The 16393-nt window shown below is 64.6% G+C and carries 16 protein-coding genes and 1 other annotated feature; of the genes, 3 read left to right on the top strand and 13 right to left on the bottom strand.

The annotated features are described in order from the left end of the window. Positions 1 to 90: 90 nt before the first annotated feature. Genes ACE3P0_RS05975 through mltG form a run of 4 tightly spaced genes read right to left on the bottom strand, consistent with a single transcriptional unit; the run spans position 91 to position 3114 of the window. The gene (locus tag ACE3P0_RS05975) at positions 91 to 456 is read right to left on the bottom strand and encodes a PilZ domain-containing protein (RefSeq protein ID WP_172200366.1); all 366 of its coding nucleotides are present in this window, start codon (positions 454 to 456) and stop codon (positions 91 to 93) included. Further along, the gene (gene holB / locus ACE3P0_RS05970) at positions 453 to 1496 is read right to left on the bottom strand and encodes a DNA polymerase III subunit delta' (protein WP_374400855.1); all 1044 of its coding nucleotides are present in this window, start codon (positions 1494 to 1496) and stop codon (positions 453 to 455) included. The genes ACE3P0_RS05975 and holB overlap by 4 nt, the downstream gene beginning before the upstream one ends. Beyond that, the gene (gene tmk, locus ACE3P0_RS05965; RefSeq protein ID WP_374400853.1) at positions 1493 to 2110 is read right to left on the bottom strand and encodes a dTMP kinase; all 618 of its coding nucleotides are present in this window, start codon (positions 2108 to 2110) and stop codon (positions 1493 to 1495) included. Before tmk ends, holB begins: the two co-directional genes overlap by 4 nt. After that, the gene (mltG, locus tag ACE3P0_RS05960) at positions 2107 to 3114 is read right to left on the bottom strand and encodes an endolytic transglycosylase MltG (RefSeq protein ID WP_374400851.1); all 1008 of its coding nucleotides are present in this window, start codon (positions 3112 to 3114) and stop codon (positions 2107 to 2109) included. The genes tmk and mltG overlap by 4 nt, the downstream gene beginning before the upstream one ends. 126 nt (positions 3115 to 3240) lie before the next feature. On the opposite strand from mltG, the gene ACE3P0_RS05955 reads away from it, so the two are divergent. Genes ACE3P0_RS05955 through ACE3P0_RS05945 form a run of 3 tightly spaced genes read left to right on the top strand, consistent with a single transcriptional unit; the run spans position 3241 to position 5311 of the window. Next, positions 3241 to 4281 (top strand): folate-binding protein YgfZ, encoded by a 1041-nt coding sequence (locus ACE3P0_RS05955; protein WP_374400849.1) that lies wholly within the window; start codon positions 3241 to 3243, stop codon positions 4279 to 4281. Positions 4282 to 4313: 32 nt separating this feature from the next. Continuing rightward, positions 4314 to 4607, top strand: coding sequence for a DUF4936 family protein (locus ACE3P0_RS05950; RefSeq protein ID WP_374400847.1), 294 nt, complete (start codon positions 4314 to 4316; stop codon positions 4605 to 4607). Then, entirely contained in the window at positions 4598 to 5311 is a 714-nt protein-coding gene (locus ACE3P0_RS05945; protein ID WP_374400845.1) for an NRDE family protein, read from the top strand. Before ACE3P0_RS05950 ends, ACE3P0_RS05945 begins: the two co-directional genes overlap by 10 nt. Here ACE3P0_RS05945 and ACE3P0_RS05940 read toward each other — a convergent pair. From ACE3P0_RS05940 to ACE3P0_RS05900, 9 genes are all read right to left on the bottom strand, one after another. Beyond that, positions 5308 to 5748 (bottom strand): GNAT family N-acetyltransferase, encoded by a 441-nt coding sequence (locus tag ACE3P0_RS05940; RefSeq protein ID WP_374400843.1) that lies wholly within the window; start codon positions 5746 to 5748, stop codon positions 5308 to 5310. The two genes, ACE3P0_RS05945 and ACE3P0_RS05940, sit on opposite strands and share 4 nt — an antisense overlap. Continuing rightward, positions 5745 to 6644: an LD-carboxypeptidase gene (locus ACE3P0_RS05935; protein WP_374400841.1), complete on the bottom strand. Its 900-nt coding sequence runs from the start codon at positions 6642 to 6644 to the stop codon at positions 5745 to 5747. The genes ACE3P0_RS05940 and ACE3P0_RS05935 overlap by 4 nt, the downstream gene beginning before the upstream one ends. A gap of 13 nt (positions 6645 to 6657) precedes the next feature. Next, positions 6658 to 7122, bottom strand: coding sequence for a tRNA adenosine(34) deaminase TadA (gene tadA, locus ACE3P0_RS05930; protein ID WP_374400963.1), 465 nt, complete (start codon positions 7120 to 7122; stop codon positions 6658 to 6660). Positions 7123 to 7142: 20 nt separating this feature from the next. Continuing rightward, positions 7143 to 7373: a DUF6116 family protein gene (locus ACE3P0_RS05925; RefSeq protein ID WP_374400839.1), complete on the bottom strand. Its 231-nt coding sequence runs from the start codon at positions 7371 to 7373 to the stop codon at positions 7143 to 7145. Between the two features lie 22 nt (positions 7374 to 7395). Beyond that, positions 7396 to 8004, bottom strand: coding sequence for a 2'-5' RNA ligase family protein (locus tag ACE3P0_RS05920; protein WP_374400837.1), 609 nt, complete (start codon positions 8002 to 8004; stop codon positions 7396 to 7398). A 1055-nt stretch (positions 8005 to 9059) separates the two neighbouring features. Further along, a protein-coding gene (locus ACE3P0_RS05915) for an IS3 family transposase (RefSeq protein WP_374400835.1) occupies positions 9060 to 10285 on the bottom strand; the annotation gives its coding sequence in 2 pieces (ribosomal slippage) (positions 9060 to 9997 and positions 9997 to 10285; 1227 coding nt in all). Next, positions 9891 to 10007, bottom strand: a sequence feature (AL1L pseudoknot). Its footprint overlaps the gene before it by 117 nt. Positions 10286 to 11177: 892 nt before the next feature. Next, positions 11178 to 11582 (bottom strand): hypothetical protein, encoded by a 405-nt coding sequence (locus ACE3P0_RS05910; protein ID WP_374400833.1) that lies wholly within the window; start codon positions 11580 to 11582, stop codon positions 11178 to 11180. Between the two features lie 283 nt (positions 11583 to 11865). Next, a complete protein-coding gene (locus tag ACE3P0_RS05905; protein WP_374400831.1) occupies positions 11866 to 13269 on the bottom strand; it encodes an efflux transporter outer membrane subunit in 1404 nt (467 codons plus the stop codon). After that, on the bottom strand, positions 13262 to 16393 hold the full coding sequence (locus ACE3P0_RS05900; RefSeq protein ID WP_374400829.1) for an efflux RND transporter permease subunit: 3132 nt from the start codon (positions 16391 to 16393) through the stop codon (positions 13262 to 13264). Before ACE3P0_RS05900 ends, ACE3P0_RS05905 begins: the two co-directional genes overlap by 8 nt.

Here is a 16393-nt window from a genome sequence, read left to right as displayed (position 1 = left end):
GGCTATCCAGACGTGTGGCGCGCACACGCGGCGATGAGGTGTCGGGCACGATCAGTGCGCAGGCGCCGCAGCGCTTGCGCCAGCGAACGATCAGATGGTGTGGGTCGGGCGGTTCGAACCGATGTGCGCGCCGAGCACCTGCTCGATCTTCGCGCGCACAGTCGAACCGCTTTCATCTTCGGTGAATTGCACACCGACGCCCTGCGTGCGGCCGGCCTGCGCATTGGGCGGCGTACACCACACCACCTTGCCCTTGACCGGCAGCTTGGCCGGGTCATCCATCAGTTGCAGCAGCATGAACACTTCGTCGCCCAGACCGTAGGTCTTGTTCGTGGGGATGAAGAGGCCGCCGTTGCGGATGAAGGGCATGTAGGCCGCGAACAGGGCGGACTTCGAGTTGATGCTGAGCGACAGCACCGCGGGACGCGCAATGGTGGATGGCTGAGGCGTACTCATGCGGTTCTCCCGGTAGCGAGGCGGCGACAGTATCGCAGCAGGGTATCTTCGAGCAGCAGGCGTGCGTTGAGCGGATGCGCCGCAACACGGCGCAGGTTCAGGCCGTCATTGTAGCAACCGAGCGCTTCTTCGGCGCTCCAGCCGCGGACCAGGCCACGCAGCGCGGATTCAGCGTCGGCGAAGTAGCGAAGTGGCGCATCGGAAGCCGCCGCGGCGAGGTCGGCGTACCAGCGCAACAACCAGTCGGCGAGCCGTGGCATGTCGAAACCAGCCGCCTGCGCGTCCTTGCTGCGCAACCAAGTGTCCCAGCCGCCCGCCAGTTCCACCGGATCGCGTTGCGGCAGCGTCGTGATGTCCTTGACGAAGCGTGCGCGGCAGGCGGCAAGTGGCCCCGAAGACAGTTCTTCTGCCGCGACCGGCATGCCGCCGGCGAATCCAAGCCACACCGCTGCGTCCTTGATGCCGCGATCGGCCAGCCAATCGGCCGCTTGCGCCGCCTCGGGCGCGGGGAAGTCCCAGCGCTGCGCGCGGCTGCGAATCGTCGGCAGCAAACGATCCGGCGCTCGCGTGATCAGCAGGAACAGCACCCCCGTGGGCGGCTCCTCAAGCAACTTCAGCAGGCCGTTGGCGGTGACTGCGTTCATCGCTTCCGCGGGATCGACCAGCACGACACGGCGATCGTCGCGATGGCCCTTGCGGGTCAAAGCATCTTGCAGTTGGCGGATCTGTTCGACCTTGATCTGCCGTGACTTGGCGCTCTCCTTGTCGCTGTCGCCCGCTTCGTCGCCCGCATCGTCCGCTTCCGGCACCAGACGGAACAGATCGGGGTGCGTGCCGGCGACGCGCCAGGTGCAGGCCTCGCACTTTCCACACGCGTAGCCTTCGCTATCCGGTTGGTCGCACAAACGCGCGGCCGCAACAGCCTCGGCAAACTGGCGCTTGCCCCCTCCGGGCGGGCCGGCAAACAGCAAGGCGTGATGACCCCTTTCGCCCGCCGCGGCCAAGCGTTTCCAGAGCGTTTGATGCCACGGAAGAATCATGCGAAGAAACGCCTCCGGATTACGTCTTCCACCTCGCGCTGGATGTCGCCCGGTGCGCACGTTGCGTCCAGCACATGGAAGCGGTGGGCGCATTGTTGCGCCCGCGCAAGGTAGGCGGCGCGCACGCGCGCAAAGAAATCGGCCTGCTCGCGCTCGAAGCGGTCGCCTTCGCTGCGGCTGGCGGCCATCCGCGCGGCGGCGATGGCCGGATCGAGGTCGAACAGGAAGGTGAGGTCAGGCTGGCGATGCGGATGCACCCATTGTTCCAGCACTGCGAACTTCGCCGCATCGAGGCCGCGCCCGCCGACCTGGTAGGCATAGGTCGCATCTGAGAAGCGGTCGCATACGACCCACTGCCCCGTGGCAAGCGCAGGCTCGATGCGTGCAGCGAGGTGCTCGCGCCGCGCGGCGAACATCACGAGCGCTTCCGTCTCAAGATGCATTGCTTCATGCAGCGCCAGTTCACGCAACTTTTCGGCGAGTGGCGTACCGCCCGGCTCACGGGTTTGCACCACGTCGCGCCCTTGGCTTGCAATCAGCGCCACGGCCGCGGCGATCTGGGTGCTCTTGCCGGCACCGTCAATTCCTTCAAACGTGATGAAGCGTCCGCTCATCGGTTGTTGCCCTTGCGTTTCTGATAGCGCGCGACGGCGCGATTGTGTTCATCCAGCGTACGGGAAAATTCGCTCGACCCATCACCGCGCGCCACGAAATACAGGTAAGGCGTGCGCGGCGGATGCAAGGCTGCGGCCAGCGCTGCCTCACTGGGCATCGCGATGGGGGTCGGCGGCAAGCCGCGACGGGTGTAGGTGTTGTACGGCGTATCGGTCTGCAGATCGATCTTGCGCAGGTTACCGTCGAAATTCTGGCCCAGCCCGTAGATGACGGTCGGGTCTGTCTGCAGCGGCATGCCGATCCGCAGACGGTTGTAGAACACCGATGCGATACGCGGCCGGTCTTCGGCAGTGCCGGTTTCCTTTTCGATCAGAGAGGCCATGATCAGGGCTTCGTAAGGCGAGCTAACCGGCAGATCGGCATCGCGTTTCGACCACGCATTATCGAGGTGCCGCGCCATCGCCCGCTGCGCGCGCGCCAGCAAAGCGAGATCGCTGCCCCCCTTGGCATAGAAATAGGTGTCGGGCATGAACTGGCCCTCCGCGCTGCTCGCATTCACGCCCAGGCGCGCGAGCACCTCCTGATCGCTGAGGTTGGCCGTGTCGGCCTTGAGCCCCGGCAAACGGGCCAGCTCCTCGCGCAAGCGCCGGAAGGTCCAGCCATCAACGAGAACAAATTCGCCTTGCGAGGCATCGCCGCGAACCAGCTTCTGCAACAAGGACCACGGCGTCACGCCCTCGGTGATTTCGTAGCTGCCGGCCTTCACTCGCGATGCGTGCCCGCTTGCGCGCGCCAGTGCCTCGAACAGCCAGGGATTGATGTCCACCCCGGCTGCGGCGACCTGCCGCGCAACCTGGCGCATCGAACTACCCTGCTCGATCTCGATATCCAGCGGAGAACTGCGCAGCGCAAGCGGACTGGTAGCCCGCCACGCAAGCAACAGCAAGAAGATCAAGCCCAGAAATGTGAGGGCCAGCAGCAGGCGACGAAAGAAAAGACGCATCAAGGGAACCGCGTGACGGATTAAGGGCCGAATACGCAAAGGCGCCCCGCGGGGCGCCTCTTGTGGGCTCGTATAATAGCCCCACATCTGCATTACCTGAATCCCGAAACGAGGATCGATCACTCCATGCAATCACCTTGGCTGCTGCACCTTGACCAGATTGGCGCCCGCTTCGCGGAAGACGCACCCGGCACGGTTTCGTTTTCGGACGACCCGCGATCCGAGGTGGCGCGTGCGGCAAGCGGCACTGTGGTGGTGCCGCTGACTCACCTGGGCACCTTGCGCGCATCCGGCGAAGATGCGTCCGCCTTCCTGCACAACCTGATGTCCAACGACATCAAGAAACTGGAGCTGCATCGCGCGCACTGGAATAGCTTCAACAGCCCCAAAGGGCGGATGCTGGCGAGCTTCCTGGTGTGGCGTGACGGGGCAGATTTCCTGCTGCAGCTCTCCGCCGATCTGCTGGCTGCGATGCACAAGAAGCTCGGCATGTATGTGCTGCGTTCGAAAGTGCGCTTGACCGACGTAACGCTCGACTACGCGGTCATCGGGCTTGCAGGCCCGGCGGTGGCCACAACGCTTGACGCTGCTGGACTGACCCTGCCGCCGGAGGCGATGAGCGTGTCGCAGGGCGCGATTCAGGTGATCCGCATCGACGCCGCACGCGTCGAAGTCCACGCGCCGGTCGCGCAGGCCGGCGACCTGTGGAAGAAATTCGTCGCTGCAGGCGCTGCGCCGGCAGGCACGGCAGCCTGGCGCTGGCTCGACATTCGCGCCGGTGTTCCGGTGATCACGGCGGCGACGCAAGACGAGTTCGTCGCGCAGATGCTCAACTTTGAACTGATCGGTGGTGTGAGCTTCCAGAAAGGCTGTTACCCCGGTCAGGAAATCGTCGCCCGCACGCAATATCTTGGCAAACTGAAGAAGCGGATGTTCCGCGCACGGCTGGTGAGCACCGAGCCGCCGCGGCCGGGGGACGATCTTTTCGCGCCGGATTTCGGCGAGCAGTCGTGCGGCAAGATCGTCACTGCGACGGCTGCGCCGGATACCGGCTACGAAGTGCTTGCCGTGGTCCAGCTTGCGAGCCGCGAAACCAACGAAGTGCATCACGGTGCGCCGGCAGGCGACCTGCTGCAGTTCGAGCCCCTGCCCTACACGGTTTCGTAGGCGCACATTCCAAACTCGCGCCCCGGCACGCGGTGAGCCACCTCTACATCTACTACCGCATCCAGCCCGGCGCCGACGACACGGCGTCGGTGCTGGCGCACGCGTTGCTCGCGTCGCTCGCGCCCCACGCTCGCCATGTCAGTTTGATGCGGCGCGCCGATGACGCAGCGACTTGGATGGAAGTCTACGAGAACGTGGCCTCGGTCCCCCACTTGCTGGCTGCACGCGAGCTTGCGGTGTCTGACTGCGGCCTTGCCGATTTCATCGTCGGTGGCGCCACCCACGTCGAGCATTTCGTGCCGCTGGAAGCGCCTACGTGTGCCTGATCCTGCTGGCCTGGCAGACGCACCCCGATTTTCCGCTGCTGGTCGCTGCCAACCGCGACGAATTCCATGAACGCCCGACACAGCCCGCGCACTGGTGGCCCGATGCGCCGGAAATCTATGCTGGCCGCGATCTGCGGGCTGGTGGCACCTGGACGGGCATCACGCGCAGCGGCCGCTTCGCCGCACTGACAAACATCCGCGCGCCGGCACAACAGCGCAGCGATGCGCACAGCCGCGGTCAGATCGTCACGGCGGCCTTGCAGGCGCCGCAGATCGAGGCGTTTCTGCTGGAAATCGAACAGACCGCCTCGCGCTACAACGGTTTCAACCTACTGGTGGGTGATCGCGAAGCGCTGTGGCACTTCAACAGCGAGCAGGCGCGAGCCGAGCGCGTGGCACCGGGCATACACGGACTTTCCAACGCAAACCTCGATACGCCGTGGCCCAAGCTCACCCGCGGTTCGGCCGGGCTCGCTGACGCGGTGAAGCGGCGAGCAGGCCCCGAGGCCTTGTTCACGGTGCTGTCAGATGAGCAACTTGCGCCCGACGACGCGCTGCCAGATACCGGTGTGCCGCTGGAATGGGAGCGTTGGCTCTCGGCGATCCGGATCAATGCACCCGGCTACGGCACCCGCAGCCAGTCGGTCGTCCTGCTTCCACGCGAGGGCGAACCGCGCTTGATCGAGCGGGTGCTGATCCCCTAGCCCGCGTTCAGCGCGAGACTCATCGGGACGTGCGGAATACCCGCCTCCCAGAACGCCTCGCCGTCGACATGGAATCCCAGGCGCTCGTAAAAACCGGCTGCGCTTTGCTGCGAATTGAGCGCGACATGCGAATGCCCCGCTTCGCGCGCCGCGTCGATCATCCAGTGCATCAGCGCCAAACCAACGCCGCTGCCGCGCCACGGCGCGAGCACCGCGACGCGGCCGATATGGCCGTCCGGCAAGAGCCGCGCGGTGCCGATGGGGCCGCCCGCGCCATCCACCGCCAGCGCATGCACACACAGCGGGTCCATCGCGTCCCATTCGATCTCGGCGGGTACATGCTGCTCCTCGACGAAGACCGTCGTTCGCACAGCCTTCAGCAAGGGTTGCTCGGTTGCCCAATCTGCGCGGCGCACCGCAAACATCCGTTCGTTCATGACTTCGCCGATCCTTCAAGCCGATAGTCGAGAGACCAGCCACTCTCATCGCTTTCGAGCACCGCCTGCCCGCCAAAGGGCAGCGTCAACTTGTCCGCTACATGCCCGATCGGTAGACCGGTCAGGATCGGTAGATCGAATCGCTCGCGCAGGTAGCGCAGCATCGCGTCGAGGTCGAATCCATTGTCAGTCGCGCCAGGGCGGTAGCCGCCGAAGTCACCCAGCAGTAGCGCGCGCTGACGGCCGAGCACGCCGGAAAATTGGAGTTGATGCAGCATGCGCTCGATCCTGAACGGCGGTTCGGCCACGTCTTCGAGGTACAGGATTCCGCCCTCTAGCGCCGGCATCCATGGTGTGCCGACCAGATGCGCGAGCATGCTCAGGTTGCCACCCCAAAGCGGTCCGGCAAGCTCGCCACGCCAGGCTTGCGCCACGTCGACCCGCACTGCATCTCGCCGCCCGTCGAGCATTCGGCTGAAATGCTCAAGGGTGAACGCACTGACTGATTCGCTACCGAAATCCGGCGCCACCATCGGCCCGTGCAGGCTAACGCCACCAGCGCGCAGCAGGCCACACTGCAACGCCGTGAAATCGCTATGGCCGACCCACAACTTGCCGCTGCGGGCCAGGCGCGCGAAATCGATGCGATCGAGCAGACGCGTCAGCCCATAACCGCCGCGCAGCGCGACGGCAACATCGACGCGCGGATCTGCCGCCATGCGCTCGATCGACGCCAACCGGGTCTCGTCGTCGCCGGCAAAACGCGTGTCGCAGCACAAGAGCGATTCGTCCAGCACAACCGTGTGACCCAGCCCACGCAGTCGCTCTGCGGCGCGCTCGACACTCTGTTGATCACGAACGAAGCCCGAGGGGGCGAAGAAACCGAAGCAGGCCATGCCAGACGAACTCTCAGGTGCGATCGCGGCGCTTGCGGCGCATAGCGAAGAAGTTAGAGAGCATCGCACCGCATTCGCTGGCCAACAAGCCACCGCGAATGCCGGCGTGATGGTTCAGCTGTGTCTGCGCGTAGAGGTCAATCACGCTGCCGGCGACGCCGGTCTTCGGATCAGTCGCGCCGAACACGATGCGTTCGACGCGCGCGTGGAAGATCGCACCGGTACACATCACGCAGGGCTCCAGCGTCACATAGAGCGTGGTGCCAGGCATGCGGTAGTTCTGAAGTTGCTGCCCGGCGTCACGTAGCGCGATGACCTCGGCATGCGCTGTCGGATCGTTGGCGAGGATGGGTTGATTGAAACCGCGACCGACGACGCGCCCGTCCAGCACGACCAGCGCGCCAACCGGCACCTCGCCAGCGTCCGCCGCCCGTTGCGCGAGCACCAGCGCCTCGCGCATGAAGGCTTCGTCCGCCATATCAAACAAGGCGTCGCCGCTCATCGTTTCGGCGTCGATTCTTCAGGCTCCCGCCGTTTGCGGATCGATGCCAGCAGCAGCGTCCCGAGCGCCAGCAACAGTTCGTCGACAAAGGGGACGAAATCCGGGATCAGCAGATCGAAAACGAACAGGCCCAAAGTCAACAGAAAGAGCTGCGGAAAGCGCAGCCGTTCCGCGAAGCGCAGCAGTGCGCCGGGTAGCAGGCGTACAAGGAAGCCGGGGATTGCCATCAAAGTCTCCCAGAGCGGGGCGTCAGTCGCAGAGCGGCCAGCGACCGAGAATTTCGTAGGGGCACCCTGAACCGACCCGGTTGCGAATCAGCACGAATTCATGCGCCGACCAGCCGATCGGTTCAATCGCATGCTCCGGCACGACTTGCGCATCGTAGGCCAGCGTCAGATGTGGCGTGGCGACGGCGGCGCTGGGGCGTCCCATCGCCGCCGCGAGCGCTGCGCCCAGGTTCGCAGCGCCAGCGTTGCCGCACTCTCCCCTCAACACCACCGGGGACACCGCACCGGGCGGCTTGCGCCCGGCAAAACTCAGCGCGCGCTCAAAACTCAGATCAACAGCAGTTCGGCGGATCTGCGCGGCAACACGAACTGCGTCAGTGGCGAGCACATCCGATTGATCCGCAGCAATCTTCACACCCCACAGCGAAACATGCAGTCGATCCGTTCGCTGCATTCGGCCGGAGAGCCGATACTCGATGTGCAAAGCCCGAGCGGCCGCCATGATTGCCGGGATGACGTCCGCCGGCGGCTGAAGCGCGAAGAACAGGTCGTCGCGCTCCGCCTGCTCGGGCTGCGGTTCAAAGCCGGCCAGCATCATCTGGCCGGCCCCGGCACCTTTGCTTTTCCTCATCGCGAGTGCACGCGCACGAACGCGGTTATTCCCACTCGATCATCAACTGAGTCGCTAAGCCCTCGCCCCTTATAAGTTGTAGAACGCACAACCCTTCGCATACCGTCATTATTACCGTCAGAACACAAGGGGGTGTTTGGCACAGCGAAATCGCTACGCTTCACTGATGGAGGACTCAATCGACCTATGGCTTGCTCCCACTTGCAACGCAAGCCTCGCAGACAGAATGTCTGATTCGTGCCGCCTGCCGATAGCTGGCAACCGCAGCAAAGGCGAGCCTCCGTCACATTTCCACTCCAGGCTCGCTGCAGAAAGGCGCCGGGATCGTCGGTTGCGCGCAAATAAGATCGCCGCGTGCCCGACTAACTCTCCAGTCAGGCCAATCACTCACCTCCTGAGCTAAGTCCTCTATACAACGGACCGCCGCGTAGACATAGCCGAGGAGCTTAAAGTCTAAGGCGTAACCGCTGCATGTCTCCACACGTCGCCTTTCCTTCGTCCCAATTCGGAAGAGTAATCGGATTGCAACGCGAGCGAATCTTCGCTGCGGCCAATGACCGTCGATTGGGGTAAGCAAGCGCTTGGCGAGCCCTTGAGATTGCTGATTCAAGCCAACCCCGAACCAGCATCAAATAACCGTCTTGGCTGACGGACTCGCGGATCGGGGGCGACTTCGGAAGGCAGCGACCCCACAGACAGTAGAACTCCACCTACTCAGAGAAAACCGACAGCATCGTCGGCGCCAGTTATCTTTGGCAGTGACCTCCGCTTACGCAGAGAAACCGTAACCAGCCCCTGCGAGGATTGGAATCCCCGTTAAGGTTAACCTCCGAGTAAGCGGAGAGTTGAAGTATACCAAGTTGTTGGGCTAGCAAAAAGGTCGAACTCATCCGTTCGGCCGCGACGCCGCCCGATCTGCACCGCACTTGAACCTTCAACCGCCTAGGTAAAAGGTCAGAGCGCAGCGCCTGCGTTCATTGATCAACTGACTCGGCGTGACAACGGTCCTCTAGCTTTGAATCACCCCGGCTTTCGCGGAGGCCAGTTGGTTTAAGTCAGACGGTCGCGGCCTGACCAGCGCGTTGTCGATGGTAATGGGTTTCGAATTCGGCAGGAGGGACGTGGCCCAGCGGACCCATCAGCCGATGATGGTTGAACCAGGCCACCCATTCGAGCGTCGCGAGTTCGACGGCCTGTTTGGTCTTCCATGGACCACGGCGGTGAATCACCTCGGCCTTGTAGAGGCCGTTGATCGTCTCGGCCAGCGCGTTGTCGTAGCTGTCGCCCTTGGATCCGACTGAAGGTTCGATGCCCGCCTCAGCCAGCCGCTCGCTGTAGCGAATTGAAAGGTATTGGGCGCCTCTATCGGAGTGGTGCACCAAGCCATCCTGTTCGCTGGGCTGGCGGTCGTAGAGCGCCTGTTCGAGCGCATCGAGCACGAACTCGGTGTGCATCGAACTGCTCTGGCGCCAGCCCACGATGCGACGGCTGAACACGTCGATGACGAAGGCCACATAGACCCAGCCCTGCCAGGTCGAGACGTAGGTGAAGTCCGACACCCAGAGCTGATTGGGCCGCTCGGCTCGGAACTGCCGATTGACGCGATCGAGCGGGCACGGTGCCTTCGGGTCCCCCACGGTCGTACGCTGTGCCTTGCCCCGGCGCACGCCCTGTAGCCCGAGCTGACGCATCAACCGCTCCACGGTGCAGCGCGCCACGGCGACGCCCTCGCGGTTGAGTTGGCGCCAGACCTTCTCGGCTCCATAGACCTGCAGGTTGGCCTGCCAGACGCGCTGCACCTGCGGCAGCAGACTTGCGTCGCGTTGGGCTCGCGGCGAGCACAGCGCCGGGCTGCGATGACGTGCGGCATGGCGCCAGTACGCCGATGGGGCGATCCGCAGGACACGGCAGATCGACTCGACCCCAAACTGCGTTCGGTGCTGATCGACGAAAGTCTTCAGGACTTGATGCGGCGGTCGAGCTCCGCCTGCGCGAAAAACGCGCTGGCCAGCTTGAGGATCTCATTGGCTTTGCGCAGCTCGCGCACCTCACGCTCCAGATCCTTGATGCGCTGCGCCTCGGCCGTCGTGACGCCATCACGCACGCCGGCGTCGACCTCATGTTGCTTGACCCACGTGTGCAGCGTCTGCGGCACGCAGCCGATCTTGCCGGCGATCGACTCGATGGCGGCCCACTGCGACGGGTATTCGCTGCGGTGCTCTTGCACCATGCGCACCGCGCGCTCACGCACCTCAGGGGAAAACTTCGGGGAATTCTTCATGGCTCCATCTTCTCAAGAGTGGGAGCCTCCTCAAAACCCGGGGCGATTCAGAGGACGGGCCTAACGGTGTTGCCAAGCAAGAACAAGCGATGCTTACGATGCGAGACTTTCTCGCCAAATCAGGAGTGGGTCAGGTTCTTCTCGACAAGATGATGGCCAGTGCATCGAACAAGATCTATTGGTTGAGTTCTGCTGACATTCGTGATCTTGGGACGTATTCCCCCGGTGTCGAAGAACAACTTATTGCTAACTGCAACTACGACGCCGACAGAGACGAGACGCTTAACGCCATGGAATTTGCTAAGTCTTCCAAGGACGGGGTTCTCGCTTGCGTTCGAAGGTATACCGAGCGGCACTATGGCTCGCTTAGGGAGTCCGCCATTAAGCGCATGCGTAAGGGGTGGCGGCCATGGATTTGAGGGCCGTAGGTTGGGCTAGGTGCTGCGAAGCCCAACGTCACCATCAACCGCAACGCCGTTGCGCAGGTTCGTTGGCCGGGTTCCCGCACCCGGCGGGCGTGTTACTTCTTTTGCTTCGCCAAAAGAAGTAACCAAGAAAAGACGACCCGAAATAGTGCAGTGTCTGCACACACTGCCCGCTCCAGCGGCGCGGAGCAGTGCTCCGCGAAACCCCGCTTACGCCGTTCGCGGTCAGACACTGCGTGTCTGACTTCCCTCGCGTGCTCGCGAAGTCGGGCGGCTGCGGAACTCGGCCCTGTGGGCCTCAGACAGTCCTCGCCGTCGGCGCTATGCGCCGATCCCCCGACCCTGCTGCGCCACTCGGCGCTCTCGATGGGAATAGTCGGAGGCGTCGGTCGAACAACGCCGGTGTGCTGTCCTTAGCAGGTTGGCTGGGCTCGTACCTACCTGCCCGGCGTCGCGCAGCAATCACCTTATGGCTTGTACGCCGGCTCGAGTTCGGCAAGCGCTTTCTGAATTGCGGTGCGCACGGCGGGTTTGTCGATGATCTCGCCGCAGTAGAGCAGCGGAAGTGCCTTATCTGGTTCCGGGCCGGCCTCATTGCGGATCACGGCCATGTCACCACTCGCGGTTTCGTGCGCCACTTGCTCTGCGATGCCAGACAAGGCTTCGATATCGCCTTTCATGCGTTGCACAATCACGGCCGCCCACGCGTCACCTTGATCCTTGAGTAAGGGCTGGGGCTGGTGAGTCAGGCAACTTGCGATCGCATAGCCTTCGACATCGCGCAGCACTTCCGGTCGCTCGGCACCGACTGGCGATTGAGTGGCACACCCGACCGCAGCGAAGCCGAACAGCAGCAAGATGATTCGGGTCATGTCAGCTCCCAGAACTCTCCCAGCGACGTTTTGATGTTGGGATAGGTTGAATTGACGTAGGTTGAATAGGGCCGTAGCTTGGGCTGAGTGCAACGAAGCCCAACGTCACTATCAACGGCAACGCGATTGCGCAGGTTCATTGGCCGGGGTCCCGCCCCCGGCGGGCGTCTTAGCTGCCAAATGAGCCTTGGGGGCTACCGGTTGCCCGCACTACGCCTCTGCGCTCGCCAAGGCCGATTGCCGCTGGGCAGGCTCTCGGCGCACTGCGCCAGCGGAGTGATGCTCACTGCACGGCTTCCCACCCCCCGCCCAGCGCTGCGAACAGGCTGACCGTATAGGCCAGTTGCTGGTTCTGCAGGTTCACGACGTCGAGCTCCGCCTGCAGTTGGTTGCGTTCGGCGTCGAGGACATCCATGAAGCTGGTGAGTCCCTCCTGGTAGCGCAGGAAGGAGATGTGCTGCGCTTCGCCGAGTGCGGTGGCGCGCTGGCGTTTGCCGTCGACCTGCTCGCGCGTCTTGCGCAGATTCACGAGGCCGTCTTCGGTTTCGCGGAATGCGGTCTGCACGGTCTTCTGGTAGTTGGCGACCATTTCGCGCTCGCTGGCCTCGGCCTGGCGCAGCTGGTTTTTCAGCTGGCCGCCCATGAAGATCGGTTGCGCGAGGCCGGCGGCGAGGCTCCACAACGCGCTGCCGGGGTCGCCCAGCTTGTGCAGGTCGCTGCTCTCGTAGCCGGTGGCGCCGGTGAGCGAGATCTTGGGGAAGAAGGCGGCGCGCGCGGCGCCGATGTTGGCGTTGGCGGCGCGCAGCTGGGCTTCGGCGGCGAGCACATCCGGCCGGCGTTCGAGCAGCTGCGAGGGCAGGCCGGCGGGGATGTCGAGATCGGCGGTCAGCGTGTCGATGCCGCGACCGCGCGGCACCGGCCCCGGGTTGCGGCCGAGCAGGATGCTCAAGGCGTTTTCCTGCAGCGTGATCTGGCGCTCCAGATCCGGGATCGTGGTGCGGGTCTGCTGCGTCTGCGCACGCGCCTGGGCGTAGTCGTAGCCCGAGGCCACGCCGCCTTCGAAGCGCCGCTGCGTCATGTGCTGGGTTTGCTCTTGCGTGGCGAGGTTGATGCGGGCGATTTCGAGCTGGCGGTCGAGCGCGAGCAATTTGAAGTAGGCAGTGGCGACCTGCGATTCGAGCGAGATGCGCAGCGCCTGCTGGCTGTATTCGCTGGACAGCAGTTTCTCGCGCGCGGCGTCGCTGGCGTTGCGCAGGCGGCCCCACAGGTCCAGCTCGTAGGACACGCCGATGGTCGCCTTGATGTCTTCGCCGTGCCGGTCGCCCGGCAACCGCGGCGCGGCTTCGGCGCTGCGCATCGTGTGCTGGTCGCTGAGGCCGCCGGTGACCTGCGGGTAGCGCTGCGCATCGGTGATGCCCAGTTGCGCGCGGGCCTGCTCGATGCGGGCGTAGGCGACCTTCATGTCCTTGTTCTCGGCGAGCGCGCTGTCGATCAACTGGTTCAGCGCGTCGTCGCCGAAGAGCTTCCACCATTCGCTGGGCACAGCGGCCTCGCTGCGGGCGCCGGTGTGCTCGGCCTGGCCCCATTGCGGGGGGGCTTCCACATCCGGGCGCAGATACACCGGGGCCATGTTGCAGGCGGTGAGGCTCAGCAGCAGCGGCAGGATCGCAAAGCTTGTCTTACGCATGGTCATGCTCCTTCGTCGCGGCGGCGGGCTGCTTGGCTGCGCCCTTGCCGGACACCAGGGAAAAGAACATCGGAACGAACAGCACGGCGAGGAAGGTGGCGGCGAGCATGCCGCCGATGACGCCGGTGCCGATCGAGTGCTGGCTGTTGGCGCCGGCGCCCAAGCTGATCGCGAGCGGCACCACGCCGAGGATGAAGGCCATCGAGGTCATCACGATCGGGCGGAAGCGCAGGCGCGCGGCCAGCAGCGCGGCGTCGCGGGCACTGTGGCCCTGCTGGTGGAGCTGGTGCGCGAACTCGACGATCAGGATCGCGTTCTTCGCGGCCAGCCCGATCAGCGTGATGAGGCCGATCTGGAAGTAGATGTCGCAGTTGAGCCCGCGCAGCCACACCGCGGCGAAGGCGCCGAAGATCGCGAAGGGCACGGCGGTCACCACCACCAGCGGCAGCTTCCAGCTTTCGTACTGCGCGGCGAGGATCAGGAACACCACCACCAGGCCGAACGCGAAGGCCAGCGTGGCGGCGCTGCCGGCGCGCTTTTCCTGGAAGGCGGTGCCGGTCCAGGCCAGCGCGTAGCGTTCGGGCAGCACTTCCTTGGCGACGCGCTCGATGGCGGCAATCGCCTCGCCCGAGCTGTGCCCCGCCGCCGGGTTGGCCATGAGCTTCGCGCCCATGAAGCCGTTGAAGCGGTTGATGATCTCCGGCCCGCTGATCTGGCGCACGTCGGCGACCGCGCCGAGCGGAATCATCTGGCCGCCACTCGAACGCACATACACCTTGCCTACGTGCTCCGGCCGCATGCGGGCATCCGCTTCGGACTGCAGCAGCACGCGGTAGGTCTGGCCGAACTTGTTGAAGTCGTTCACATAGAGGCTGCCGAAGGTGGCCTGCAACGCGTCGAAGATGCTGTTGATCGGCACACCCAGCGCCTTGGCGCGGTCGCGATTCACATCCACATAAATCTGCGGCACGTTGGCGCGCATCAGTGTGGTGACGCCGGTGAGTTCCGGCTGCTGGCCGGCCTTGGTGATGAAGTCCTGCGTAACCTTGGCGAGCTGCTGGATGTCGCCTTCGCCGCGGTTCTGGATGTAGAACTCGGCGCCGCCGGTGGTGCCCAGGCCCGGAATCGGCGGCGGGTTGAAGCCGAGGATCATGGCTTCGCGGTTGCCTTGCGTGCCGTGCATGAAGTCGTAGATCGCGTTGCGGATGTTGAGCGCGACGCCGCGTTCCTCCCACGGCTTCATCACCGAGAACACCGTCGCGGCGGACGTCTTCAGGTTGCCGGTGAGGATGTCGTGGCCGGAGAGCACCACCACATCCGCATTGCCTTCGAAGCCCTTGGCGGCGTCACCCGCCTGTGCGGCGACCTGCTTCGTGCGCGCGAGCGAGGCGGCGTCCGGAAGCTGTACGGTGGCGAGATAGTAGCCCTGGTCTTCCGGCGGAATCAGCGCGGTCGGCACCGTCTTCACCAGGCCGCCGAGCATCAGCAGCACACCGCCGGCGCACAGCAGCGCCAGCGCCCAGCGGCGGATGATCGCGGCGACCGCGGCGCCGAAGCGCTCGGTGGCCTTGTCGAACAGGCGATTGAACCAGCGGAAGACCGCCGCCGGCTCGGTGTGGCCGGGCTTGAGCAGCAGCGCGCACAGCGCCGGGGTGAGCGTCAGCGCGACGAAGCCGGAGATCGTGACCGACACCGCGATCGTGATCGCGAACTGCTTGTAGAGCTGACCGGTGAGGCCGCCGAGGAAGCCGACCGGCACGAACACCGCGCACAGCACCAGCACGATCGCGACGACCGGGCCGGTGACTTCCTGCATCGCGCGCAGCGTGGCTTCGCGCGGTGGCAGATGCTCGTCGCGCATGATCCGCTCGACGTTCTCCAGCACCACGATCGCGTCGTCGACGACGATGCCGATCGCCAGCACCAGGCCGAACAGCGTCAGCGTGTTGATCGAGAAGCCGAGCAGGTACATGCCGGCGAAGGTGCCGACCAGCGACACCGGCACCGCGATGCAGGGGATCAACGTGGCGCGGAAGTTCTGCAGGAACAGGAAGACCACGAGGAAGACCAGCACGATCGCTTCGAGCAGGGTCTTCACCACTTCGTGGATCGAGGCCTTCACGAAGGGCGTGGTGTCGTAGGGCACGCTGTAGCTCACGCCTTCGGGGAAGCTGGTCGCCAGCTGCGCCATCGTGGCCTTCACCGCGTTGGCCACGTCCAGCGCATTGGCGCCGGGCTGCAGGTAGGTTGCGACCATCACACCCGGCTCGCCGTTGAGCGTGCCGGACATCGAATAGTCGCGCGCGCCGAGCTCGACGCGGGCGACGTCGCGGATGCGCACGTTCGAGCCATCCGGATTGGCGCGCAGGATGATGTTCTCGAAGGCCTCCGGGTCGGTCATGCGGCCCTGGGCGCTCATCGTGTAGGTGAATTGCGGGCTGCCGTCGTTGGGCGTGTCGCCGATCTTGCCGACCGCGAACTGCGCGTTCTGCTCCTTGATCGCCTGCACCACGTCGGCGGTGGTCATCTTCAGCTCGGCGAGGCGGTCGGGTTTGAGCCACACGCGCATCGCGTAGTCCTGCGCGCCGAGAATGGTGGCGTCGCCCACGCCGGGCAGGCGCTTGAGTGCGTTGACCACGTTCAGGTAGGCGTAGTTGGAGAGGAACACCGTGTCGTACTTCCCCTCGGGCGACGACAGGGTGACGATCTGCAGCATGTTCGTGGACTTCTTCTGCACGATCACGCCGTTCTGCTTCACGCTGTCCGGCAGCACCGGCAGGGCGGTCTGCACCCGGTTGTTGACGTTGGTCGCGGCCTGGTCCGGGTCGGTGCCGATGTCGAAGTAGACGTTCAGCGTCATCGTGCCGTTGGCGGCACTGGTGGATTCCATGTAGATCATGTTCTCCACGCCGTTGACCTTGTCCTCGATCGGCGCGGCGACGGTCTTCTGCAAGGTGTCGGCATTCGCGCCGCTGTACTGCGCGGTGACCGAGACGACCGGCGGCGTGATGTCCGGGAACTGCGCGATCGGCAGGTTGAAGATCGCCGCCGCGCCGGCCAGCATGATCAGGATGGACAGCACCGATGCGAGGATCGGGCGGTCGATGAAGGTTCTGGAAATCAT

The organism is Niveibacterium sp., assembly GCF_041909475.1.
In the GTDB taxonomy this organism is placed as follows: domain Bacteria; phylum Pseudomonadota; class Gammaproteobacteria; order Burkholderiales; family Rhodocyclaceae; genus Niveibacterium.
Note: the sequence above shows the minus strand (reverse complement) of the source record. Positions and strands in the feature narration are given on the sequence as shown.